Origin of the sequence: Rhodococcus sp. BH5 (genome assembly GCF_027583855.1) — a bacterium.
In the GTDB taxonomy this organism is placed as follows: Bacteria; Actinomycetota; Actinomycetes; order Mycobacteriales; family Mycobacteriaceae; genus Rhodococcus_F; species Rhodococcus_F qingshengii.
On the sequence record NZ_JAJHVW010000015.1, the window covers coordinates 83,284 to 105,944 of the forward strand.

The window sequence follows — 22,661 nt, forward strand, 5'->3', positions numbered from 1 at the left end:
GCTGGTCAAATGAGTGATATTGAGCGTGACCCCGAACCCCCAACATTTGCCGACCTCGACATCGATGATCGGGTACTGAAGGCACTGTCAGACGTGGGCTACGAGTCGCCCTCGCCCATTCAGGCTGCCACCATTCCGCCACTGCTCGAAGGCAAGGACGTCGTCGGTCTCGCACAGACCGGTACCGGCAAGACCGCAGCCTTCGCAGTTCCCGTTCTGTCGCGGATCGACACGTCGATCAAGCAGACCCAGGCGCTGGTGCTTGCTCCCACGCGTGAGCTGGCGCTTCAGGTTGCCGAGGCCTTCGGCAAGTACTCCGCGCACATCCCCGGACTCAACGTCCTGCCGATCTACGGTGGCCAGAGCTACGGCGTCCAGCTGTCGGGCCTGCGCCGCGGCGCACACGTCGTCGTCGGTACCCCGGGTCGTGTCATCGACCATCTCGAAAAGGGCACCCTGGATCTGACCAATCTCAAGTACCTCGTTCTCGACGAGGCCGACGAGATGCTCAAGATGGGGTTCCAGGAGGACGTCGAGCGCATCCTCCGCGACACCCCCGGCGACAAGCAGGTCGCCCTGTTCTCCGCAACGATGCCCGGCTCGATTCGCCGGATCTCGAAGCAGTACCTGAACAATCCGGTCGAGATCACCGTCAAGTCCAAGACGTCGACCGCCTCGAACATCACGCAGCGCTACATTCAGGTTGCTCATCAGCGCAAGCTCGATGCACTGACCCGAGTCCTCGAGGTCGAGGCATTCGAGGCGATGATCATCTTCGTCCGTACCAAGCAGGCCACCGAAGACCTGGCGGAGAAGCTGCGCGCCCGCGGGCACTCGGCTGCCGCGATCAACGGTGACATCGTCCAGGCCCAGCGTGAGCGGACCATCGGTCAGCTCAAGAACGGCGCCCTCGACATCCTCGTCGCGACCGACGTTGCTGCTCGAGGCCTCGACGTGGATCGAATCTCCCACGTCGTCAACTACGACATCCCTCATGACACGGAGTCGTACGTCCACCGCATCGGTCGTACCGGCCGCGCCGGTCGTCAGGGTGACGCGTTGCTGTTCGTCGCCCCGCGTGAGCGTCATCTGCTCAAGTCCATCGAGAAGGCGACCCGTCAGCCGCTTGCGGAGATGCAGCTTCCCAGTGTCGACGACGTCAACGCCCAGCGCGTGGCCAAGTTCGGTGACTCCATCACCGAGAGCCTGGCCTCGGAGAATCTCGCGATGTTCCGCAAGATGATCGAGGACTACGACCAGGAACACGACGTTCCGCTCATCGACATCGCTGCCGCTCTGGCGTTGCAGTCGCGCGACGGCGAAGCATTCTTGCTTTCTCCCGAGCCGCCGGCACCGCCGCGTCGTGAGCGCGAGCCTCGTGAACCACGTCCTCCCCGTCGTTTCGACGATGGCCCGGCCCCGCGCTCGCGTGGGCCCGAGGGCCAGGAGCTGGCCGCGTACCGCATTGCAGTCGGCAAGCGTCACCGCGTCGTTCCGGGTGCCATCGTCGGTGCCATCGCCAACGAGGGTGGGCTTCGTCGAAGCGACTTCGGGCACATCAGCATTCGCCCGGATCACAGCATCGTCGAGCTGCCGGCCGACCTCTCCAACGAGACTCTCGAAGCTTTGCGTCGCACACGCATCTCCGGCGTCCTGATCCAGCTGCAGCCTGATTTCGGGCCGCCGCAGGGTCGTCCGAGTGGCCGTGGCGACCGTGGTGGCCGGGACGATCGTGGTGGACGTGACGACCGCCGCGGTGGCGGACGCGATCGCTACAACGACTGACATACAGCTTCAACGACTGTCATGAAGACTGAAACAGGCGCTGCCCTCCGCGAGGAGGACAGCGCCTGTTTTCTGTGTGGGGGGCAAGGCTTTTCTGTGTGGGGGGGCAAGGCGCTGCGCGGTATCAGATCGGCGTCGGTGCGAGGGCGCCGTTCTTCCGGGCGTTGGTGTCGAACTGCGTGCGGTACAACTCGGCGTAGCGGCCGCCGCGCGCGAGCAGTTCCTCATGGTTGCCGCGCTCGACGATCTGGCCTGCCTCGACGACAAGGATCAGGTCCGCGGAACGGATCGTCGACAATCGGTGAGCGATCACCACCGCAGTCCGCCCGGCGAGTGCTTCGCCGAGTGCTTCCTGAACCGCAGCTTCCGACGTCGAGTCGAGATGCGCGGTGGCCTCGTCCAAGATGACGACGCGAGGCTGGGCCAGGAGCAGGCGTGCGATGGTCAGGCGTTGACGCTCGCCGCCCGAGAGGCGGTAACCGCGTTCACCCACCACGGTCTCCAGTCCGTCGGGCAGCGACGCAACCAGGTCGGTGAGCCGTGCGCGCTCCAGAACCTCACGCAGATCTTCTTCGGTGGCATCCGGTCGTGCAAGGAGCAGGTTGGATCGAAGGCTCTCGTGGAACAGGTGCCCGTCCTGCGTGACCATGCCGACGGTCTCCCGGATGGAATCGGCACTGAGGTCGCGGACGTCGACGCCGCCCAACTCGACCGAACCGGAGTCGATGTCGTAGAGGCGCGGAATCATCTGCGCCACGGTCGACTTTCCGGCACCGGACGTGCCGACCAAGGCGACCATCTGTCCTGCTTCGGTGCGGAACGACAGGTCGTGCAACACGTCCTCGCCGCCGCGGGTGTCGAGGATCGCGACTTCCTCCAGGGACGCGAGAGACACCTTGTCCGCGGATGGGTAAGCAAAAGTGACGTTCTTGAACTCGACGGACACCGGGCCCTGCGGCACCGTGCGTGCATCGGGCTTCTCGGTGATGAGCGGCGCCAGATCGAGAATCTCGAATACCCGCTCGAAGCTGACCAGGGCGCTCATGACGTCCACCCGGGCGCTGGCCAGTGCGGTCAACGGCGAGTACAGCCGCGTCAACAACAATGCCATCGCCACGACGGCGCCTGCGTCCAACTGTCCGCGCAGCGCGTAGAAACCGCCGAGTCCGTAGACGAGGGCAAGAGCAAGGGCCGAGACCAGCGTCAGCGCTGTGACGAAGACGGACTGCAGCATTGCGGTCCGGACTCCGATGTTGCGCACACGCCTGGCGCGAACCGCGAACTCCGCAGATTCTTGCGACGGGCGGCCGAACAGCTTGACCAGAGTCGCGCCGGGAGCGGAGAACCGCTCCGTCATCTGGGTGCTCATGAGCGAATTATGGTTGGCTGCTTCACGATTGAGTGCTGCAAGTTTTGCGCCCATGCGCCGTGCGGGGATGACGAAGATCGGGAGAAGTAGCAGCGCGAGGACGGTGATCTGCCAGGAGATCCCGAGCATGACGATCAGCGTGATCACCAGGGTGACCAGATTGCTGACCACTCCGGACAAGGTGTCGCTGAAGGCGCGCTGAGCGCCGATGACGTCGTTGTTGAGACGGCTGACCAGTGCTCCGGTTCGAGTTCTGGTGAAGAACGCGATGGGCATCTTCTGGACGTGATCGAAGACGGTGGTGCGCAGATGCAGGATCAGGTCTTCGCCGATGCTGGCCGAGAGCCACCGGGTCAACAGTCCCAGAGCGGCTTCGAGAAGTGCAACCAGTGCGATCAGGGCGGCAAGTTTGACGACCACGTCGACGGCGTCGCCGCCGACTATCGCGTTGACCACGCGCCCGGCCAGGACAGGTGTTGCCACGGCAAGCGCAGCAGTGACGACACTCAGTACGAGGTACCAGCTGAGGTTGCGTTTCTGTGGAACTGCGAACGTCGCGATCCGCTTCAGTGTCGCCTTCGAGAACGGGCGCCGATCTTCTTGCGCGTGCATCGCGTTGTACATCGCGTTCCACGCGGTGACTTCCATACTCATGACTTCGCCCCTCCGGTCGCCGGCCACGAAGATTACGTGGCCGGTACGACACGAAGGTAGAACCTCAACCAAACTTCAGGTCAAGTGCGGCCTCAGCGGGCCACGTCGACCACCACGCGAGGAGGGTCGCTGAGCGTCGTGACCGTGAACGGCTGCTTCTCGGTCACGCCGATGAACGACTGCGTGACTCCCTCGAAGACGTTGGACCCGTTGACCTCGGTCACGACTCCGCCGACGCCGGGGACCGGGTTGGGGCCGGAGTACTGCTCGACTCCGCTGTCGAAGGGATATGCGGAACCGTCGATCAGGACCTGGATCACTGCGGCACCCTTGATGTCCACGGGCTTACCGCTGCCTTCCTGCGTCGCCGCGTCGACGTACTTGACGCGCCAACCGGGTGTGCCGGTTCCGCCCATTTCGTAGACGACACGATCGAATCCGTCGTGCTCGCCCACTCGGATGTCGACGACGGTGAGCTTGGATTCGGTGCCCGCAGCCGACGTCTTGTCGGAGCTGTCCGTCGGGACTGGTTCTGTGGTCGACGCTGCTGCACTCGAGGTCGAGGTCGAGGTGACGGCCGAGGTGGCTGCCGTGGGAGTGGTCTCCGCGTCCTGCGAACAGGCAGTCAGGCTCACGCCCACTGCGATGGCAGCGACAGCGGCAAATGATCTCGTCCGGTTCGTTGTCATGACTCGATCGTAGGGCTCGCGTTATCGGGATCCGCGGCGGCGGTGCCCGGAGTTACCTAACCGATATCGCCGTCGACATAGAGCCACTTACCCTCTGTTCGCGCAAATCGACTGCGTTCGTGGAGCATTCCCCGCTCGCGTCCGAATGTGTAGTGAGCGCGAAATTCCACGACGCCGTCGGAATCGAACAGCCCGCCCCGTTCGGTGTCCAGGATCTCCAACCGGAGCCATTTCTGGTCGGGGTCGAGATCGAGTTGGGCTGGGCGATGGTCGGGATGCCAAGTCTGCGTGAGATATTCGTCGTCCATCACAGCGAAAGCCGTGTAACGCGAACGCATCAGGGTTTCGGCGGTCGGTGCGTGCGCTACTCCGCTGATGTACTTGCCGCAGCATTCGGCCAACGCGTTGCCGCTGCCGCACGGGCACGGATCGGTCGGATTGGGTGTGGTGGGGCGGCGCGAAGTCACCGCCCCATTACAGCACGCGAACTCAGACCAGTTTGTGTTCGCGGTTCTCCCAGTACGGTTTGCGGAGGTCGCGTTTGAGGATCTTTCCGGTGGGATTGCGGGGAAGAATCTCGACGACGTCGATACTGGTCGGGCACTTGAACTTTGCGAGGCGTTCCTGTGTATAGGTGATCAGTTCGGCTTCGTCGATCTGCGCTTCGGCAGTGAGAACCACGACAGCCTTGACGGTTTCACCCCAACGGTCGTCGGGAACGCCGATGACCGCGACCTCGGCGATTGCCGGATGCTCCACCAGTACTCGTTCGATCTCGGGGGAGTAGACGTTCTCGCCGCCGGTGATGATCATGTCCTTGAGGCGGTCCTCGATGAAGACGAAGCCGCCGGAGTCGGCGCGGCCCATGTCGCCGCTACGTAGCCACCCGTCTGCGGTAATCGTTTCGGCCGTCGCCTCAGGCTTGCCCAGGTATCCGGGTGTGCACTGTTCGGATCGCCACCACAGTTCACCGGTCGTTCCGGTGGGCACGTCCTCGAGCGTGACGGGGTCCACCACGCGCATCTCGACGCCGGGGATCGCCGTACCTGCTGATGCCATGCGCTCGACCTGCGACTCGTCGCGGTGAACGTCCGGCATCAACGCGGTAATGACGCCTGCCATTTCGGTCATGCCGTAGACCTGCACGAATTCGGTGTCCGGCCACGCTGCGAGTGCCGCGCGCAACAGTGGGAGCGGCATGGGGGCGGCGCCGTAGGTGATGCGTTTGAATGCTTTGAAGGCGGCGACCGCCTGCTCGCCTGCGGCCAGGACTCCGGCAATGACCGGTGGGACGAGAAAGGCGATGTTGGCTCCGGCGGCGAGACCGGCGAAGATCGACGGTCCGTCGGCTTCTCTCGTGAAGTAACAGCGGCCACCGGTGTGAATTGCCATGATGGCGTAGCACGTTCCGCCGACGTGGAACATCGGCATCGCGATCAAGAATCGGTGATCCTCGTGGGCCGGCAGGATTTCGAGGACATTGTTGCTGTGCGCGAACAGGTTTCGATGCGTGAGCTGGACACCCTTGGGGCGACCGGTCGTCCCGGAACTGTAGAGAACCAGAGCGGTGGCATCGGGGCTCACCTCGGGGCGGGAGTGCAGCGGTGTGACCTCGTCGATCCACGGCTCGAATTCGTCGTGTTCACCGCCGACGGCGAAGATCGATTCGACGGCCGTCAAGCGGTCTCGCATCGCGACGACCTGGGGGAGTAGTTCGCTGCCGACGAACAGAATGCGAGCGCCACAGTCCGCGAGAACGTAATCCAGCTCTTCGCTCGAAAGTCGCCAGTTGGGAACGACATTCGCGGCGCCGAGTAGTGAGGCGGCGTAGGTGACTTCGAGACAGGACAGATGATTCTTGTCGACGAACGCGACAGTGTCGCCGGCACCGATGCCTGATTCGGCGAGGGCGGCGGCGATACGCAAGATGCGGTCCCGCCACTGAGCCCACGTGAATTCGGTCCCTTGGAAGGTCATCGCTGCTTGATCAGGCTTGACCGTCGCCCAGTGCTCTAGCCGATCGAAAATGATTCCAGCGGTGGCGTCGGACATTCGGCCGCCTCTCTCGTGTGATTGGTGTCACAAGGTTAATGTGCGCCCGGTCTTCGTATCGCTGTTTCCAGTCAATGCGCACAAGCAGGAGGGGTCGCATTCCCCCGACCCTGACCGGCTCGGCCGCAGATATCAGGGTGGTCCCCGATGGCGGGCGCGCCCGCCACCCGACAGGATGGAACCAACCATTGCGGGCGTCCGTGTTTTCACGGGCGCCCGTCACGCCCGCAAAGTAGCACCGAAGTGAACAGGAAAGGCGATCATGAGTTCGCACGCCCAGGATGTCGCGGCCCGCGCAGTCGGCCTGTCCAAGACCTACGGCACCGGAGATACCCAGGTGCACGCCCTCAGTTCGGTGTCCGCAGATTTCGCCCGCGGTGAGTTCACGGCGATCATGGGGCCGTCCGGTTCCGGTAAGTCGACGCTGATGCATTGCCTCGCCGGTCTGGATTCCGCCAGTTCGGGTTCTGTTCTCATCGGTGACACGGAACTCACGACGCTTTCCGACAAACAGATGACCCAATTGCGACGCGATCGCATCGGTTTCGTTTTCCAGGCGTTCAACCTGGTGCCGACCCTGACCGCGCTCGAGAACATCACGTTGCCGCTCGACATCGCGGGACGCAAAGCGGACCCGACCTGGTTGAACAGCGTCCTGACCAAGCTGGGTCTCGGGGATCGCCTCGATCATCGGCCGGGAGAGCTCTCGGGTGGTCAGCAGCAGCGTGTGGCGTGTGCGCGTGCGCTGGCGGGTCAGCCGGAGATCATCTTCGGCGACGAGCCGACCGGAAACCTCGATTCGAAGTCCTCCGGTGAGGTGCTCTCGATCCTGCGGGCGGCCGTCGACGAGTTCAACCAGACCGTGGTGATCGTGACGCACGATCCGCGGGCAGCGGCGTATGCCGACCGGGTGGTGTTCCTCGCGGACGGCAAGATCGTCGACGAATTGCGCGAGCCTACGGCGGATTCGGTCCTCGACCGGATGAAGCGTCTGGACGCTCCGCAGGCGGTCGTGAACGTGGAAGCCGGGGCTTGAGCACATGGCTTCGGTAAGCAACTCGCCGATGCGCAAGGTTTCCCTGCGCAACTTGGCGGCACACAAGGTGCGACTTGCGCTGACGGTTCTCTCCGTGGTGCTTGGCACGGCTTTTGTCGCGGGGTCGTTCGTTTTCACCGACACCCTCCAGAAGACTTTCGATTCGATCTTCGAGAACACCGCCCAGGGCGTCGACGTCCGGGTATCGATGGAAGAGCGCAACACCAGTGGCGTTCCGGTCCAGGATGTCGACAAACTTGCCGCAGTCGACGGCGTCCGAGCGGTAGCCCCGGCCGTCAGTGGACAGATCGTCCTGATCAACGCAGACGGCGGCGCTGTTCAGACCGGCGGCGCGCCGAGTATCGGTCAGTCCTACCTACCGCCGGGCCAGGCGATTGCCGAATCCGACACCTTCGTCGAGGGCGCGCCTCCGACGCAGACCGGTCAGGTCGCGCTGAACACCAGCGCCGCCGAGCGAGCCGGACTGAAGGTGGGGGACTCCGCCAAGGTTCTGGCACCGGCCCGCGGAATCGTGGACGTGACGTTGTCCGGCATCTACGAGGGGGCGGGCAGTGACACCGGCGGGTTCATCGGCGCGCTCTTCACCGACGAGCAGGCCCGTGGACTCTTCACCGACGGCCAACACGTCGAGTACATCGACGTCGCGGGCGACGGGGTGTCGCAGACGGAACTGCAGCAACGCGTCGAGCAGGTTTTCCCCGATCTCAAGGTGCAGACCGGCGACCAGGTTCGTGAGGAGACCAAGGCCGAGGTCGACTCGGCGCTGAGCTTCATCAACTACTTCCTGTTGGCGTTCGGCGCGATTGCTCTGCTCGTCGGAACGTTCATCATCTACAACACCTTCTCGATGATCGTGGCGCAGCGTCTTCGTGAGCTGGCGCTGCTGCGTGCGATCGGTGCGAGCCGAGCGCAGGTCGGCCGTTCGGTGGTCACCGAGGCGCTCGTGGTCGGACTCATCGGCAGCATCATCGGTCTGCTCGGCGGTATCGGTCTCGCCTACGGATTGCGCAGTCTGCTCAACACATTCGACGTCGGTCTGCCGGAAGGCCCGCTCCAGGTGGGTGCCCGCACGATCATCGTCGCGTTGGTAGTCGGCGTCGTCGTCACGACGCTCAGCGCTTACGCCCCGGCTCGTCGTGCGTCGAAGATCCCGCCGGTAGCGGCCATGCGTGAGGAGTTCGCCTCTACCGGTGACTCACTGCGAGTGCGGACGTTGATCGGTGCGATTCTCGGCGTGATCGGTGTGGCACTGCTCGTGTTCGGCTCTCGCGGTACCGGTGGTGGCGCGGCGCTGATCGTCGGGCTCGGTGCGTTCTCGTTGATCATCGCGGTGCTTCTCGGGGCTCCCGCGCTGTCGCGGCCGATCGTCGGCGCGCTCGGTGCCGTGTTCGCCAAGCCGTTCGGTGCCATCGGGCGATTGGCTCGTACCAATGCGGTGCGCAATCCCCGTCGCACGGCCGCAACGGCATTCGCGTTGACTCTCGGTCTGATGCTGGTGACGGTCATCGGAGTGTTCGGTTCCTCGGCCAAGGCGAGCATCAATGCTCTTGTCGACGTGGGTGTTTCGGCCGACTACATCCTGACCGGTCCCAACGCGATCGGCGTGCCGCGAGGTGCGGCCGACGCCGTCCGACAAGTGCCCGACGTGCAGAGCGCGACGTCGTTGCACGGAGTGCGTGCGAAGGTCGACGGTGAGGACGAGCAGGGCGCTTCGTTCGACGGCCCGATCGAAGGCGTGCTCGAATACAAGATCCTCGAGGGCACGGTCGATCTGACCGGCAACAACATGCTCGTCTCGAAGTCGACTGCGGACGACAAGGGTTGGACTGTCGGCTCGACCCAGACGTTGACCGGTCCCGGCGGCGTCGAGTACCAGACGGTTGTCGCGGGAGTGTTCGAGGACAACCAGCTGATCGGCTCGTGGATCGTCTCGGACGAGGGGTATCGGAAGCTGATGCCGGCCGAGAGTCTGCCGGACTTCGTGGTGCTGGTGAAGGCGAAGCCTGGCGCGGATCTGACAACGCTGCGATCCGAGCTCGAAACGGCCACGGAGAAGTACGTCGTCGTCCAGGTGCAGGATCGTGAGGAGTTCAAGGGAACTCAGGGCCAGCAGATCAACACGTTGTTGGCGATCCTCTACGGACTGCTTGCACTCGCGGTCGTGATCGCAATCCTGGGCATCATCAACACCCTGGCACTGTCGGTGGTCGAGCGGCGACGAGAAATCGGAATGCTGCGAGCTGTCGGCATGCAGCGCGGACAGATGCGACGCACGATCTACCTCGAGTCGGTGCTCATCGCGGTGTACGGCGCGGCGGTCGGAGTTGTTCTCGGCATCGCGTTCGGTTGGGCCTTCGTGAGCACTCTCGCGGATCAGGGCCTCGACAAGATCACGATCCCGTGGGGTCAGGTGGTCGGAATGCTGATCGGCTCGGGTGTGGTGGGTGTCTTGGCGGCGCTGTGGCCGGCCAACCGAGCGGCCAAGACGAAGCCGCTCGAGGCGATTGCAGACATGTAGGGCCTTCGGCCCCCGTGCGCACTTTTGGTAGCGGAAGCAGCCGAAAGTGCGCACGGTACCGTTGCCACATGAGCACCCTTCAAGAAGTCGGCGAACGTGAATCCTGGCGCTGCTGGCTGTGTGACGAACCGGTCGATCCCGATATGTCCGTCAATGATCCGCGCGGCCCGAGTATCGACAGCATCAACACCGCAAAAAAGGGTGGCAAGACCAAAGGTGGCGTCGAACGCTTGGCGCACCGCGCATGCAACACCAAGAAGGGTGCGGTCAAACCTGTTGTGGAATGGCCGGATCGGCTGTTCGTCGTGGATCCCGCCCCGATCATCGGGGTCGTGGAGCAGCTCGAGCGAAAGGGTGGCCGCGTCGCCGTCGCTCGCTGCCCCGGCAAGGACGACGCCCAGGAAGCGTCGGATTGGTTGATCGATCGGTTGTCGCGTCTGGCTCCCGCGTTGAATGTCGAAACAAGTATCGACGCCGCGGGCGGGGGTTACCTGTTGGTCCTGAAAACCGTGTAGGGGGTCGGCCCTGAGTGCCGTCTTTTGCGGTACCTGTTCCGCCTCCATAGCTGTCGGGGTACGGTCGAACCGAACATGAATCCGGTTTCGAGTGCGAAGGAATCCCGATGAACCTGGCATTGACCGACGAGGAACTAGCGTTCCGCGACGAGATGCGGACGTTCTTCCGTACGCAAATCCCCGCGGACATCAGGGAGGCGTACGCCCACGGCGAGGAGTTGGGGCGCGACCGTATGGTCGAGGCGCAGCAGATCCTCAACGCTCACGGTCTGGCGGTACCGCACTGGCCGGTCGAGTGGGGCGGCAAGGACTGGACCCCGGTCCAGCACAACATCTGGCTCGACGAACTGCAGCTTGCGTCGGTTCCCGAACCTTTGGCGTTCAACGCCAACATGGTCGGTCCGGTCATCGCGGCCTTCGGCTCGCAGGAGCAGAAGGAGAAGTTCCTTCCGGCGACTGCGAACCTCGACATCTGGTGGTGCCAGGGATTCTCCGAACCCGAGGCCGGTTCCGATCTCGCTTCGCTCAAGACCCGTGCGGTCCGCGACGGCGACGACTGGGTCATCAATGGTCAGAAGACCTGGACGACGCTGGGACAGTACGCCGACTGGATCTTCTGCCTGGTGCGCACCAATCCCGATGCGCCCAAGCGTCAGGCCGGCATCTCGTTCATCCTTGTCGATCTGAAGACGCCTGGCGTCACGGTCCGCCCGATCAAGCTGATCGACGGCGGCTACGAGGTCAACGAAGTGTTCTTCGAGGACGTCCGCGTTCCGGGAGAGAACCTGGTCGGTGAAGAGAACCAGGGCTGGGGCTACGCCAAGTTCCTGCTCGGCAACGAGCGAACCGGTGTCACCCGCGTCGGGTTCTCGAAGGTTCGTCTGGCCCAGGCCAAGGCCCGCGCTGCCGAGGTCAAGGTCGGCAACGGAACACTGCTCGAAGATCCGCTCTTCGCTGCTCGTCTCGCCGAACTCGAAAACGAATTGCTTGCCCTCGAGCTCACTCAGCTCCGGGTGGTAGCCAGTTCCGCTGACGGCCAGCCGAACCCGGCGTCGTCGCTGCTCAAGCTTCGTGGCTCCGAATTGCAGCAGGCGAGCGTCGAACTGCTGATGGACGTGGCCGGCCCTGATTCACTGCCGTACGACGCGGGCAGCGACATCGCCTCCGCGAGCTGGGCGCAGCACACTGCCCCGACGTACTTGAACTACCGCAAGGTATCCATCTACAGCGGATCGAGCGAAGTGCAGCGCAGCATCATCGCCTCCTCGATCCTCGGATTGTGAGGCGTGGCATGGACTTCGAACTCAACGACGAACAAAAACTTCTCCGCGACACCACCAAGGATCTCCTCGCGCGTAGCTACGACGCCGAGAAGCGCAACGCGATCATCGACTCTGATCCCGGGTGGAGCCCGCAGGTCTGGAAGCAGTTGGCCGAGGTCGGCTTGCTCGGCCTGACATTCTCCGAGGACGACGGCGGCATGGACGCCGGCCCAGTGGAAATCGGCGCGGTCATGACCGAGATCGGTCGACGCTTGGCACCCGAGCCGCTACTCGACGCGGTCGTGACGCCGGGCGGCCTCATCTCCGAAGGTGGCAGTGCAGAGCAGCGTTCGTCGATTCTTCCCGGAGTGGCCGAGGGCACCACGTTCCTCGCGTTCGCCGACCAGGAACCCGGAATCCGTTGGCCGGCAACCGAACGGGCCACCGCGGCGGCCCAGGTCGACGGCGGCTGGACCATCACCGGTATCAAGAATCCCGTCGGCCACGGCGCGACGGCGGACATCTTGGTCGTGAGCGCTGCGCTCCCCGGCGGTGGCGTCGGACTGTTCCTCGTCAAGAGCGATGCCTCCGGTTTGGTACGCAAGTCCTACGCCACTCACGACGGGTTGCGCGGGGCGCAGATCGAGTTCACCGATACGCCGGCCGAAGCACTCGGTGAGGGCGGTGACGCTACTGCTCTGATCCAGGCCGCGCAGATCCGTGAGCAGGCCGCGCTGTGCGCCGAGGCTGTCGGAGCGATGGAAGAGGCGCTACGCCTGACCACCGAATACCTCAAGACGCGTAAGCAATTCGGGGTTCCCCTCGCAAAGTTCCAGACACTGACACACCGCGCCGCCGACCTGTACGTCTCGCTCGAGTTGGGACGCAGCATGAGTCTGTACGCAACGATGTCCCTTGCCGACGGCGTCGTCGATCCAGTGATCGCTTCGCGGGTGAAGTTGCAGATCGGGCGTTCGGCTCGGCTCATCGGCCAGGAGGCGATCCAGATGCATGGTGGTATCGGTATGACCGCAGAGTACCCGGTGGGGCACTACGTGAGCCGACTCGTCGCCATCGAGCACACCCTCGGCAGCACCGAAGATCACCTTCGGGTGTTGGCCGCCGGTGTGGCTGATCACGAGATGGTCAGCGTGGTCTGATCTTTCACGAACGACGAAGGGGCCGCATTCCGTTCCAAAGATGCGGCCCCTTCGTCGTTCAGCGGTGATTGCGCAGGACGTCCAAGCGGAGTCGGCGCTGCTCGATGTTGACGGCGCTGTCGGTGAATGCGTGTTGCCACCCGGGGTCACTCGTTCGGGCCGCCGCGTCCTGCAGAAGCGGTACGGCGTCGAAAGGGAAGCGCGCCTGCACGCTTCGCAGGGTGGAAAAGTGACTGTGACGCGAGTGGATGCCCAAGTCCTCACCCGTCGCAGCATGCTCCATCGCTTCGTTCTCCAAGGCGTTCAACAACTTTTCGGCGACGGCCAGGGGCCATGGGCGGTCGATGCCGTCGAGTAGTGCGCTGCCGTCGACGCCCAGAAGGTACTCGTCCGCGTGGCCGGCAACGATGTACTCGACGCGCTCGCGTGGGTCCGCGATGGCGACGATTCTCCGGTCGGTCGTGCGCCCGTCCCGCTCCAGAAATGCCGACGCCCACGCGGTGTTCTTCTGGAGAACGGTTGCGGCAATCCATGATTCGATCATCACCGCGCGCCATTGCTTCTCGATGGGGATGGTGAGGGCCTCGCGTGGCGAACCGGCCATAGATTCCCACAGCGTCAGCGGAGTGGCGGTCACGACTTGCCGTAACCACCAGCGCCGGATGCCCTTGTTCTTGTAGTGGACGTCTTCGATGCCGTCACGAAATGCGAGGTCGTCGAGCGAGCCGGGCAATCGGACGGCAAGGCGCGGCCGCAAGGGCTTCGTCTCGAGCCGCACCCAGGACCGAGCCCGAGTGACCATTCGAGAGGCAAACGGAGATCGGGGGAGTTGCCGTAGTAGTTGAATTGCACGCTCACGGACCCGCACGGCTGGATCGTCGAGTGCACGCTCGAGGAGCGCGTAGTCGTGTTCACCCAGCCCGACGTCGAGATGGTCGAGGAAGTGCAGCCGGCTTGCCGTGGCCTCGTCGTCCCAAGCGATCTCGAGCTCTTCGCTCGCCAGTTCCGGGTCGACCGTACGTATGTAATCGAACCAGGCCGTACGGTCGTCCGGATCGGGCGAAAGCCACAGCTCGTCCCGGCGTGTTCCGATTCGTCGTAGCTGGGCCCAATCCGGGTTCTGCTCCGCCAGGTACTGCCCGCGTCGACCGGCGAGGCGAAGTAGCGCCTCGCGGTGCTCGGGATACTTCAGCGCGGCTTCCATGAAGAGCGGGACACTGGCCGCGGGCGCGAGGAATCCGCGTTGGTCGGCCATCGCGAACCATTCCGCGAGAGTCCAGGAACGTACTTGCAACAACGACTGAAGTTGTTCGATCGCGAGGTCGGGAAGCAGCGGTTGAACTGCTGGATCAGTCTTCGATGCGCGCGAGTGACCTGCGTGCGCGTCTGATCGCAGGGAGGTCACCCGCCTACGGTATGGCAGGGGTGCGTCGAGCTGGGCCGCAGGGGTCGGGCGCGTGTCGGCAGATTCTGGAACAGTGGTATCCGGCGACCACAAGGAGGCGTGAGATGACAGACGGAACTGATGACGTCTTTGTCGTGGCGTCGGTGACCGAACGGCGAACGCTCATCTCCACCCGAGTGAGGGAGTGGTGTGCGGCGGGAACCGTCGAGTCGAACCGGCCGGAGTTGTCCGATGATGTCGCGCTGCTGATCGCCGGCGGCTATGTGGACGAGTCGACGCGGTCGATCCTGGCGAACCGGCGCAGTGTCGGACGTTCGTTCCCGGAGATCGGCGGCTTCTCGGAGTTGCGGTATCTCACCGACGAGCTGGCCCGCACCAGGCGTCGACTGCTCGCAACTCGCATCGGCCCTGTTCAGGTTGTCCTCGAACGACGGGTGCAGGCGCTCGAGAAGCGCGTTCAGTCGATGCGATCGGCGATCGTGCATTCCAATCGTCACTTCGCGAGCAGTGTCCGTGCCATCCGCAAGGACCGGCGCGACGGCCTGCATCTCGACGTCGAGCAACGCGAGGCTCTCTTTGCCGGGCTCACCCGTACACCGGTTCCAGCCAAGCTGCCGGTGGGGCTCGGTGTCGTGGCCAGCAGTGGAAACGCAGCACTCGACAAACTTGCCGCCCAGTTCGGGAAGGTCCAGGGAACCGGTGTCATCGCCGATGCCGGAAGGCGCATCGCGGAAGTCCTCGACGGACTGGTCGATTCAGAACCCGAGGGACGCGCCGGTGAGTACGACGCCTTGCTTTACCTCGCCGGGAATCTGTTCGACCGGATCGAAAGCTCCAGCGCGTGGCATTCCGACCACTTCGTCATTCAGCGCAACCAACTCGACCTGGCCGACGAGATCACCCAGATCGCGGTCGACACCGTCGCGCTGCGTTCGATTCTTGCGGAGTTGGACGACGCGGCTGCACTGGCACGCGACGAGGGAACCCGAGCTGGAATCGCTTCGCGCAGGGAAGCGCTCGGCGCGGTCTGGGACCAGCTGGTCGAGCGCGTCGCGGCCCTCGCGCGGATCGGTGACCTGGTCGCACGGGCCGAGGATCAGTTGAGTTCGCAGCGCGCGGTTGCGCATGCAGCGAGCCTCGACAGCCGGATCGACGACCTACTCGCGCGCTCGGGCTCACGTGAACTTTCGGCTGCAAACACGCACTACGTCGGGGATCAATTCGACGGTGTGGAAGAGCTGATGTTCGCTCACCGGGCGGCGCTTTACGGGGACATTGCACTGCTGACCTCTGGGAACGAGCGTCGGGCGCCGTAGTCAGGCCGTCGCCGGAGCTGTAAGGTCGGGGGTACTGACCGGCCACACGATCGAAGTAAAGGCCGGGATTTCGCTCAATGCTCGACCCCGATGCCGATCCGGTGATGCGGGCGTACCCGCTCGAGACAGGTCGATCATGGAAGACACCGCAAGCCGCGGCATCAATGCGTTCATTTCCGAAGCTACGCAGCGTGGGGGCAAGGCTGTCCGTCTCACGCACTCACGTCGTAATCCCGTCGAGGTGACGGGCGCTGACGGTGTCAGCCGAATCGTCCGCGTGCGGTCCAAGCTCGACGGTGACTGGCAGGCCAGGCGTCAGGACGAGTCGCTCGAGAGTGACGACACCCGCTCCGAGTTCTGGGTGTTCGTCGACCTGGCAGCAGATCCGCACGAGTTCTACATGTTGCCCTCCAACGAGGTCGCCGACGACATCCGCGCCGAGGTCGACCTGTGGATCATGGACAGCCCCGGACGTAATCGCACCGGCCATCACGCGATTCCGCGTGGGCGCGTCGTGCACGGTCACGATCGTTGGGATGCGCTGGGCTTGGCCGCGGTCAAGGATCCGAGCATTTACGTCGAGACCCCGGTTGCGACCAAGCGTAAGACGTCGCCAGTCGCCGCGAAGAAGCGTCGCGCCAGCGGTGTCGAGGAGATCGAAGTCGTCGACAATCGCCTCGAGATGACAGCCGATTGCCACGGATATCGCTGGGTCGGGCGCTTCGACGAAACCACCGAGGTCGTCGAGATCATGCGCGGACCGATGGAAGGCCGCCGATTCCCAGATCCGACCGCGGCCGCAAATGCCGTCACCGGTCACATCTCAGGCGACACCGAGAGCCATGACGGTTGGTCGTTCTGGACGATCAACAACACGGCCCTCGGCGCTCATCTCAAAACTGCCTGATCTCAGGCTCCGACTGCCGCCGACACCCGTTCGAGAGTGTCCAGTTCATTCGACGAGAGCACCAGATTCGGGGCGTCCAGTAGCGCCGGGAGCTGCTCGGGCCGGCTGACGCTCGCGATCGGTGCGGTGATGCCCGGTCGAGTCAGCAGCCAGGCCAGCGCGACGGTCGAGATCTCGCTGTCGTGTGCCTGCGCGATTGTCGCCAGTTCCGCGACGACGTCGAGTCCGGCGTCGCTGAAGTATCCGGCCGTCAGTCGTTCGCGGGAGCTGCCTTCGATGTCCGCGCGGGTCTTGTATTTTCCGGTCAGGAAGCCGGAAGCGAGAGCGAAGTACGGGAAGACGCTGATGTTGTTGTCGGTGGCGATCTGGGCAAGTTCGGGTTCGTACGACTTGCGGTGAACCAGGTTGTAGTGCGGTTGCAGCGCGATGGGCGCGGCGTAACCGTTCTCCTCGGTGATCCGCAGCCACTCCCGGACGCGGTCGGGGCTGTAGTTGGAGATTCCGAGATAGCGAACCTTGCCCGCGACGACCAACGCATTGAAGGCTTCGAGAGTTTCCTCGAGCGGAGTCTGCGGGTCGTCGAAATGCGCGTAGTACAGATCGATGCAGTCCGTCTGCAGGCGCTGCAGCGACGCCTCAGCTGCGGCCGCGATGTTGTCGGCCTTCAGGCCCTTGAAATCGGGATGGCTACCCACCTTGGTGGCGACGACGATGTCGTTCTGCAGTCCCCGATCGGTGATCCATTTCCCGATGATCGTTTCGGATTCCCCGCCGGAATTGCCGGGAGCCGACGCCGTGTACGAGTCGGAGGTGTCGATGAAGTTTGCACCGGCTTCGGCGAACGAGTCGAGGATCTCGAAGGACGTCTTCTCGTCTGCTGTCCATCCGAAAGGGTTGCCGCCCAAGCTAAGTCGGAAGATGTCGAGGTCCGAATTTCCGATGATCGCCACTGTGTGGAACTCCCGTCGATGAAGGTGGTCGCTGCATCCCGCACCGTACCCTCTCACGGCGCTGGCGATGGCGCGCCCTCGCCAGGTTCGCCGAAAAATGTACCGGATCGTGATTGCCGCCGTCGGTGTTGGGTATGGCCTCAAATACTGAATTCTTCGATGGACTGCTGATAGGAGCGTCCGATGATGATTGTGGACGAAGCCACCCGCGTCGTTCGTGGTGTGGCAGACGCAACGACGACGGTGGCCGGAGCCGTCGGCGGTGGAGTGATCGGTGGAGTGACGGGCGGGATACGCGGATCGGCGGAGGGTGTCCGAGACGGAATTCGTGCGGGTAGTTCCTCGACGCCGACGGCGGTTCTCACGATGGCGGCCGTGGGTGCGGCGGGATTGGTGGAATGGCCGGTGCTCTTGGCAGTCGGCGGCACGGCCCTGGTACTCCACGAATGGGATCGCAAGAGCGGTCGGCCGGATCGCCAGGTCAAGGCGGTTGGCCGCACGAGCAAGCCGGAACAGGTAAAGAAGGAATCGAGCGGAAACTCCCACAAGGCGGCCGGCCGGTCACAGGATCGAACTCACAGTTCTTCGCACACTCGATCCACTCACTGATGTTCTCAGCGATGGCCCGGCGTGCGGTGTCGGTGGCAACTTTGCCGCCGCGCCTGGCGTTGTCGGGACTCGCGTTGGTGGGCGGTTCGACGATTCCGCGAACCGCTGTCAGTGACGTGGCGTTGCGGACCGGCACCCTCGCGTTGGCGGGTGTGGGGATGATTCCTGCAGCAGCGGGATCGATATTCGGTGCCCCGCGAATCCCAGGTTCCGCCTATGTCTCGGCGGCCGCGTCGGCGATCAATTATCAACCCCGGGTGCGTCGGCGAATCGAACAGCGCCTTGGCCGTTCGCTCACCGACTTCGCATTGGAGTCGGCGACGTCGTTCGCGGATGTTCTGACCTATGCGCCTGCGTCATTGGGCGTGGATTTCGGGCTGCGGACGATGCTGCTGCGCGAAACTCTGGCGGCGCGAAACTCTCGGCGGGTGTGGTCATTCGAACCTGGCGGTCGCGGTGCTTCCACGAGGCCTGACCCGAGTGGTCCGGGGGAGCGTTATGCCGACAGGATCGCTGGGATTCAGCTGGCGGCCGGGGCTGCACTGGCTACCGTGTCCGCCGGCGGTGACACCGTCGCGACGAGTATCAAGGTTTCGGCGCCGCGGCCGCTTCGGATGTCGCGCGAATCATTCGCTGCTGGTGTGTCATACGGTCTGTGTCGGACGCACCACACCGCCGTTTCGGACTCTGCGGCTCTACGCATGCTCGATCGTATTGACACCGTCCTCGTCGATCCGAGCGTCCTCTTCGACGACTCGCTCCGGGTTTCCGACATACGAGAGGTGGCCGAGTCGGATCGCGTCGCAGTGTGGGAACAAGCCAGGAAAGCTCTGAACGACGGAACTGTCGGAGTGGGAAGGCACCGCATCGGCGGCGCCGAAGTGGTCGTGCGACCCGTGCGAAAAGGTCTGGCGGAAACACTGATAGGCGAAATACGTGCGGCCGGGGTCGCAGCCGTCACGATCGACGACGACGGGCTCGGATCACTGCGAAGTGGATTCGACGAGCTCTATCCGGCGCAATCGACTGCCGAAGCCGGCCTGCGCGAGGCTCTCTCGGCGTTGGTGGCCGAGGGTCGGACAGTTGCGATCGTGTCGAGTAGGGCGATATCGGGACAGGCAGTGCTACGCATCGGGATTTCACCACCGAGTGGCGAGCACGTGAGTGCCGACATCCACACCGACTTGGCCGGGGCGTGGCGGGTTGTCCATGCGCTCCCGGCTGCTCGAACAGCGACGAGGCGCGGTGTCGAACTCTCCTCAGGTTCTTCGGCATTGGGTGCCTTGATCATGCTTCCGGGAGTTCGAGGGGCAGGGCCGGGGCCGGTCACGGCTGGTTCGGCCGCGGGACTGTGGACCGGATACACCTTGTCCCGATCTGTGATTAAAGCGCCCGTCCCTGTCGGTGCTCCGAGCGATACCTGGCATGAGATGGACGGTGATGCTGTCGTTCGCGAACTATCCGAATCCATCCGACATACACCGCACCGTGCGGAAGCTCGTGTGCGAGCGCCCGCACGGTTCAGGTTGATCCGTGACGGATTGTCGGCGTTGCGAACAGAATTGGCGGATCCACTGACGCCTGTATTGGCGACCGGCTCCGCTGCCAGTGCAGTCCTCGGTTCACCGGTAGACGCCGTCCTGGTCGGCTCGGTCTTGGTCGGCAATGCCGCGATGTCCGCTGTTCAACGGCTTCATTCGGAGCGGGCGGTGCAGCGGCTCTTGCGGACTCAGGAACCGGTAGCTCGGCGAGTAACCAACGACGGCACGGTCGAGACAGCGGCCGACGCGCTCGAACTCGGTGACGTCGTGGCAATCGAGTCCGGGGACATCGTGCCCGCAGATTGTCGCCTGTTGAGCGTCGAATCGCTGGAAGTCGACGAGTCGTCGTTGACGGGAGAGTCCCTGCCCGTCGACAAGCAGACCGACCCGACCCCTGGGATGCCACTGGCCGAGCGACGGTGCATGGCCTACGCAGGGACAACAGTGCTTGCCGGATCCGGTCGTGGCGTGGTCACGGCCATCGGAGCCCGAACGGTGACCAGGCGTGCCGATGTCGGTGTGTCCCGATCCGGACCTGCTGTGGGCCTGACCAACAGACTTCGCGAACTCACGAGGGCGACTCTGCCGGCCAGTATCGGCGGTGGGGCGTTGGTGACAGTCGCGGGTCTGCTTCGTGGTACCGGTCTGCGCCGCGCCGTCACCGGAGGTGTGGCCGTGGCTGTGGCTGCCGTGCCGGAGGGGCTGCCTCTGGTTGCCACTCTGGCTCAGCAGGCCGCAGCGCGAAGGCTCACTGCAGCAGGAGTGTTGGTTCGTGCGCCACGATCGATAGAAGCGCTCGGTCGTGTCGACGTGGTCTGTTTCGACAAGACCGGAACCCTCAGCGAGAACAAGCTACGGGTGGCCGCGGTCGAACGCGTCGACGGCTGGGACGAAAGCGAGATTCTGGAAGTTGCGGCGCGCAGTGCCCTGGGAAGTCGCGACGATCGCGTGTTTCATTCGACGGATGCCGCCGTCGTCGATGCAGCCCAGCAAGCTCTGGACGATGCTTCGGTTTTCGGTGACGTCGAGGCGAACAACCTCGTTCCGTTCAGGTCGGGGCGGCCGTACTCGGCAGCTTTGCTCGGCAGGCGGATCGCACTCAAAGGTTCGCCGGAATTCGTGACCGAAGCAGGACGAGATCCGAATGCTGTGTCGGCGACGCACGTTCAAAGCATGGCCGGACGCGGTCTGCGGGTGGTTGCCGTCGCCCAGCGCGAGTTGTCGGAACACGACGCGCGACGCGCAGGCGAAGACTCGCAATTTCTCGAACAGTGTTGCTCCGAGGGGTTGGAAGCGGTCGGCCTTCTCGGACTCTCGGACACGCTCAGACCCGAAGCAACGCAACTTGTTCGAGAACTTCGAGGCGACGGACGGCAAGTGCGCGTGCTGACCGGGGATCATCCGACAACAGCGGCCGCGGTCGCCACCGAACTGGGGTTGGACGTCGCACGCGAGGATGTTGTCACCGGTCCTGACTGGGAGAACTTCTCTCGCGCCGAAAGACGGGATGCGGTCCGCGGCAGCAGCGTCTTTGCGCGCGTGACACCCGAGCAGAAGGTCGAGATCGTGCAAGCGTTGGAGACCGACGGGCGGGTGTGCGCCATGGTCGGTGACGGCGCGAACGATGCTGCGGCGATCCGAGTTTCCAGCGTGGGAATCGGGGTGGCGTCGACCGACAGTGATCCGGCGCGCGGCGCCGCAGACATCGTGCTCCTCGACGGCCGTGTCGGCGGACTGACCGACGCATTGGACGAGGGCAGTCAATTGTGGCGGCGGGTCGGATCAGCGGTAGGGGTTTTGCTCGGAGGCAACGCGGGCGAAGTCGCATTCGCGCTGATCGGTTCTGCGTTGTCCGGCGAATCACCGCTCAACGCAAGGCAGTTGCTACTGGTCAATCTGATGACGGACGCCTTGCCCGCTGCCGCGCTTGCGGTGAGCACCCCGTCCGAGAACGGATCCGAGAAGTCCGAACAGATGGACGCTCATGCGTTGTGGCAGACGATCGCTGTCCGCGGCGGTGCCACGGCAATCGGTGCGCTGGCAGCGTGGCTTCTGGCCCGGGCGAGCGGTAGGAGGCGGCGAGCGTCGACGGTGGCGTTGGTTGCCCTGGTGGGCACCCAACTGGGGCAGACGCTGCTCGAATCACGCAGTCCGCTGGTGGTCGCAACCGTTGCCGGATCCGCTGCGGCGCTGGCGACGCTCGTCAGCACACCCGTGGTGAGCCAATTTCTCGGTTGCATGCCGCTTGGTCCCATCGCCTGGGGCCAAGCGGTGGGCTGCGCGTCGGCGGCGACGCTGCTCGCGGCGCTGGCCCCGCGGGCGTTGGAGCGGATTGCCGCAACTGAGGAGAACGCGAACGGTCAGTCGACGATTCGCAAGATCCCGACGCGAACGAGCACTGCGTACACCTCCCGAACCGGGGGAGTCAGCGCCCGCGACAGCGTGGAAATCAGCGACGTGGAAATCAAAGAAGCGGAAACCGGTGAATCGGACACGCTTGTGAGCGTCGCTGCTGGAAGTGACACGTCGCCGAACTCCCGGGCGACCCGAGATGAATCCTGAGGAATCGCGACATGTCCCAGAACACCGTCGACCACACGAACCCCGTCGATCACCGCGCGGTAGTCGAATCCGTCCGTTCGGCACGGAGCTTCGAGTTGGAGCTACCGATCGTCGGTGCCATCCCTGTTCCGAGACCCGAGCAGATCGCCTACTTTGCGGTGATGGGACTGATGGTCGCCTTCGAGATCATCGAGTGGCCCGTGGCAGTCACCATTGCAGCGGGGCATCTGCTCGCAACAGAGCAGCACAATCACGTCCTCGAAGAGATCGGAGAGGCGCTCGAGGGCGTCTGACGCAGGCGCTGCCTGGA

The 22,661-nt window shown here is 64.1% G+C and carries 17 protein-coding genes; 11 read left to right on the forward strand and 6 right to left on the reverse strand.

What is annotated here, in order from left to right; genetic code table 11:
- The first annotated feature begins 9 nt into the window (after nt 1–9).
- Nucleotides 10–1,785 (forward strand): DEAD/DEAH box helicase, encoded by a 1,776-nt coding sequence (locus tag RhoBH5_RS27815; protein WP_003945121.1) that lies wholly within the window; start codon nt 10–12, stop codon nt 1,783–1,785.
- Between the two features lie 124 nt (nt 1,786–1,909).
- Here RhoBH5_RS27815 and RhoBH5_RS27820 read toward each other — a convergent pair whose 3' ends face one another.
- The 4 genes from RhoBH5_RS27820 to RhoBH5_RS27835 all read right to left on the reverse strand — a co-directional run bounded on the left by RhoBH5_RS27820 (nt 1,910) and on the right by RhoBH5_RS27835 (nt 6,549).
- Nucleotides 1,910–3,808, reverse strand: a complete 1,899-nt coding sequence (locus tag RhoBH5_RS27820; RefSeq protein WP_019749303.1) for an ABC transporter ATP-binding protein — start codon at nt 3,806–3,808, stop codon at nt 1,910–1,912.
- Nucleotides 3,809–3,900: 92 nt separating this feature from the next.
- A complete protein-coding gene (locus RhoBH5_RS27825) occupies nt 3,901–4,497 on the reverse strand; it encodes an AMIN-like domain-containing (lipo)protein (protein ID WP_007736169.1) in 597 nt (198 codons plus the stop codon).
- A gap of 56 nt (nt 4,498–4,553) precedes the next feature.
- Nucleotides 4,554–4,964 carry a YchJ family protein gene (locus RhoBH5_RS27830; RefSeq protein WP_007736170.1) on the reverse strand — a complete coding sequence of 137 codons (411 nt, stop codon included), beginning with the start codon at nt 4,962–4,964 and terminating at the stop codon, nt 4,554–4,556.
- Nucleotides 4,965–4,986: 22 nt separating this feature from the next.
- Nucleotides 4,987–6,549, reverse strand: coding sequence for a long-chain-fatty-acid--CoA ligase (locus RhoBH5_RS27835; protein WP_030536912.1), 1,563 nt, complete (start codon nt 6,547–6,549; stop codon nt 4,987–4,989).
- A 262-nt stretch (nt 6,550–6,811) separates the two neighbouring features.
- Here RhoBH5_RS27835 and RhoBH5_RS27840 point away from each other — a divergent pair, with 262 nt between their 5' ends.
- The 5 genes from RhoBH5_RS27840 to RhoBH5_RS27860 all read left to right on the forward strand — a co-directional run bounded on the left by RhoBH5_RS27840 (nt 6,812) and on the right by RhoBH5_RS27860 (nt 13,061).
- Nucleotides 6,812–7,585: an ABC transporter ATP-binding protein gene (locus tag RhoBH5_RS27840; RefSeq protein WP_003945134.1), complete on the forward strand. Its 774-nt coding sequence runs from the start codon at nt 6,812–6,814 to the stop codon at nt 7,583–7,585.
- A gap of 4 nt (nt 7,586–7,589) precedes the next feature.
- On the forward strand, nt 7,590–10,124 hold the full coding sequence (locus tag RhoBH5_RS27845) for an ABC transporter permease (protein WP_270009028.1): 2,535 nt from the start codon (nt 7,590–7,592) through the stop codon (nt 10,122–10,124).
- A 68-nt stretch (nt 10,125–10,192) separates the two neighbouring features.
- On the forward strand, nt 10,193–10,639 hold the full coding sequence (locus RhoBH5_RS27850; protein WP_007736175.1) for a hypothetical protein: 447 nt from the start codon (nt 10,193–10,195) through the stop codon (nt 10,637–10,639).
- A gap of 107 nt (nt 10,640–10,746) precedes the next feature.
- Entirely contained in the window at nt 10,747–11,922 is a 1,176-nt protein-coding gene (locus RhoBH5_RS27855) for an acyl-CoA dehydrogenase family protein (protein ID WP_007736177.1), read from the forward strand.
- 8 nt (nt 11,923–11,930) lie between these two features.
- Nucleotides 11,931–13,061 carry an acyl-CoA dehydrogenase family protein gene (locus RhoBH5_RS27860; protein ID WP_064112466.1) on the forward strand — a complete coding sequence of 377 codons (1,131 nt, stop codon included), beginning with the start codon at nt 11,931–11,933 and terminating at the stop codon, nt 13,059–13,061.
- Between the two features lie 58 nt (nt 13,062–13,119).
- Here the strand turns inward: RhoBH5_RS27860 and RhoBH5_RS27865 are convergent, their stop codons facing one another.
- Nucleotides 13,120–14,466, reverse strand: a complete 1,347-nt coding sequence (locus tag RhoBH5_RS27865; protein ID WP_064112465.1) for a DUF5691 domain-containing protein — start codon at nt 14,464–14,466, stop codon at nt 13,120–13,122.
- Between the two features lie 104 nt (nt 14,467–14,570).
- Between RhoBH5_RS27865 and RhoBH5_RS27870 the strand changes: the two genes are divergently transcribed.
- Both RhoBH5_RS27870 and RhoBH5_RS27875 read left to right on the forward strand, forming a co-directional pair.
- A complete protein-coding gene (locus RhoBH5_RS27870; RefSeq protein WP_064112464.1) occupies nt 14,571–15,782 on the forward strand; it encodes a hypothetical protein in 1,212 nt (403 codons plus the stop codon).
- A gap of 136 nt (nt 15,783–15,918) precedes the next feature.
- A complete protein-coding gene (locus tag RhoBH5_RS27875; RefSeq protein ID WP_003945109.1) occupies nt 15,919–16,689 on the forward strand; it encodes a hypothetical protein in 771 nt (256 codons plus the stop codon).
- A gap of 2 nt (nt 16,690–16,691) precedes the next feature.
- On the opposite strand, the gene RhoBH5_RS27880 is transcribed toward RhoBH5_RS27875, so the two are convergent.
- Nucleotides 16,692–17,639, reverse strand: a complete 948-nt coding sequence (locus RhoBH5_RS27880; RefSeq protein WP_007732210.1) for an aldo/keto reductase — start codon at nt 17,637–17,639, stop codon at nt 16,692–16,694.
- 183 nt (nt 17,640–17,822) lie between these two features.
- Between RhoBH5_RS27880 and RhoBH5_RS27885 the strand changes: the two genes are divergently transcribed.
- From RhoBH5_RS27885 to RhoBH5_RS27895, 3 genes are read left to right on the forward strand one after another with little or no spacing between them, the layout of a single operon-like run.
- Entirely contained in the window at nt 17,823–18,248 is a 426-nt protein-coding gene (locus tag RhoBH5_RS27885) for a hypothetical protein (protein WP_030536906.1), read from the forward strand.
- Complete coding sequence (locus RhoBH5_RS27890; RefSeq protein ID WP_270009029.1) at nt 18,248–22,351, forward strand: cation-translocating P-type ATPase; 4,104 nt, start codon at nt 18,248–18,250, stop codon at nt 22,349–22,351. Before RhoBH5_RS27885 ends, RhoBH5_RS27890 begins: the two co-directional genes overlap by 1 nt.
- Before the next feature lie 11 nt (nt 22,352–22,362).
- Complete coding sequence (locus tag RhoBH5_RS27895) at nt 22,363–22,644, forward strand: hypothetical protein (protein WP_030536904.1); 282 nt, start codon at nt 22,363–22,365, stop codon at nt 22,642–22,644.
- Nucleotides 22,645–22,661 lie beyond the last annotated feature (17 nt).

Bases quoted from the DNA above. Each gene is read 5' to 3' on its own strand.
- RhoBH5_RS27815 (WP_003945121.1), top strand. From the start codon at position 10: ATGAGTGATATTGAGCGTGACCCCGAACCCCCAACATTTGCCGACCTC.
- RhoBH5_RS27895 (WP_030536904.1), top strand. From the start codon at position 22,363: ATGTCCCAGAACACCGTCGACCACACGAACCCCGTCGATCACCGCGCG.
- RhoBH5_RS27870 (WP_064112464.1), top strand. From the start codon at position 14,571: ATGACAGACGGAACTGATGACGTCTTTGTCGTGGCGTCGGTGACCGAA.
- RhoBH5_RS27840 (WP_003945134.1), top strand. From the start codon at position 6,812: ATGAGTTCGCACGCCCAGGATGTCGCGGCCCGCGCAGTCGGCCTGTCC.
- RhoBH5_RS27820 (WP_019749303.1), bottom strand. From the start codon at position 3,808: ATGAGTATGGAAGTCACCGCGTGGAACGCGATGTACAACGCGATGCAC.
- RhoBH5_RS27890 (WP_270009029.1), top strand. From the start codon at position 18,248: ATGTTCTCAGCGATGGCCCGGCGTGCGGTGTCGGTGGCAACTTTGCCG.
- RhoBH5_RS27825 (WP_007736169.1), bottom strand. From the start codon at position 4,497: ATGACAACGAACCGGACGAGATCATTTGCCGCTGTCGCTGCCATCGCA.
- RhoBH5_RS27860 (WP_064112466.1), top strand. From the start codon at position 11,931: ATGGACTTCGAACTCAACGACGAACAAAAACTTCTCCGCGACACCACC.
- RhoBH5_RS27850 (WP_007736175.1), top strand. From the start codon at position 10,193: ATGAGCACCCTTCAAGAAGTCGGCGAACGTGAATCCTGGCGCTGCTGG.
- RhoBH5_RS27875 (WP_003945109.1), top strand. From the start codon at position 15,919: ATGGAAGACACCGCAAGCCGCGGCATCAATGCGTTCATTTCCGAAGCT.
- RhoBH5_RS27855 (WP_007736177.1), top strand. From the start codon at position 10,747: ATGAACCTGGCATTGACCGACGAGGAACTAGCGTTCCGCGACGAGATG.
- RhoBH5_RS27845 (WP_270009028.1), top strand. From the start codon at position 7,590: ATGGCTTCGGTAAGCAACTCGCCGATGCGCAAGGTTTCCCTGCGCAAC.
- RhoBH5_RS27835 (WP_030536912.1), bottom strand. From the start codon at position 6,549: ATGTCCGACGCCACCGCTGGAATCATTTTCGATCGGCTAGAGCACTGG.
- RhoBH5_RS27885 (WP_030536906.1), top strand. From the start codon at position 17,823: ATGATGATTGTGGACGAAGCCACCCGCGTCGTTCGTGGTGTGGCAGAC.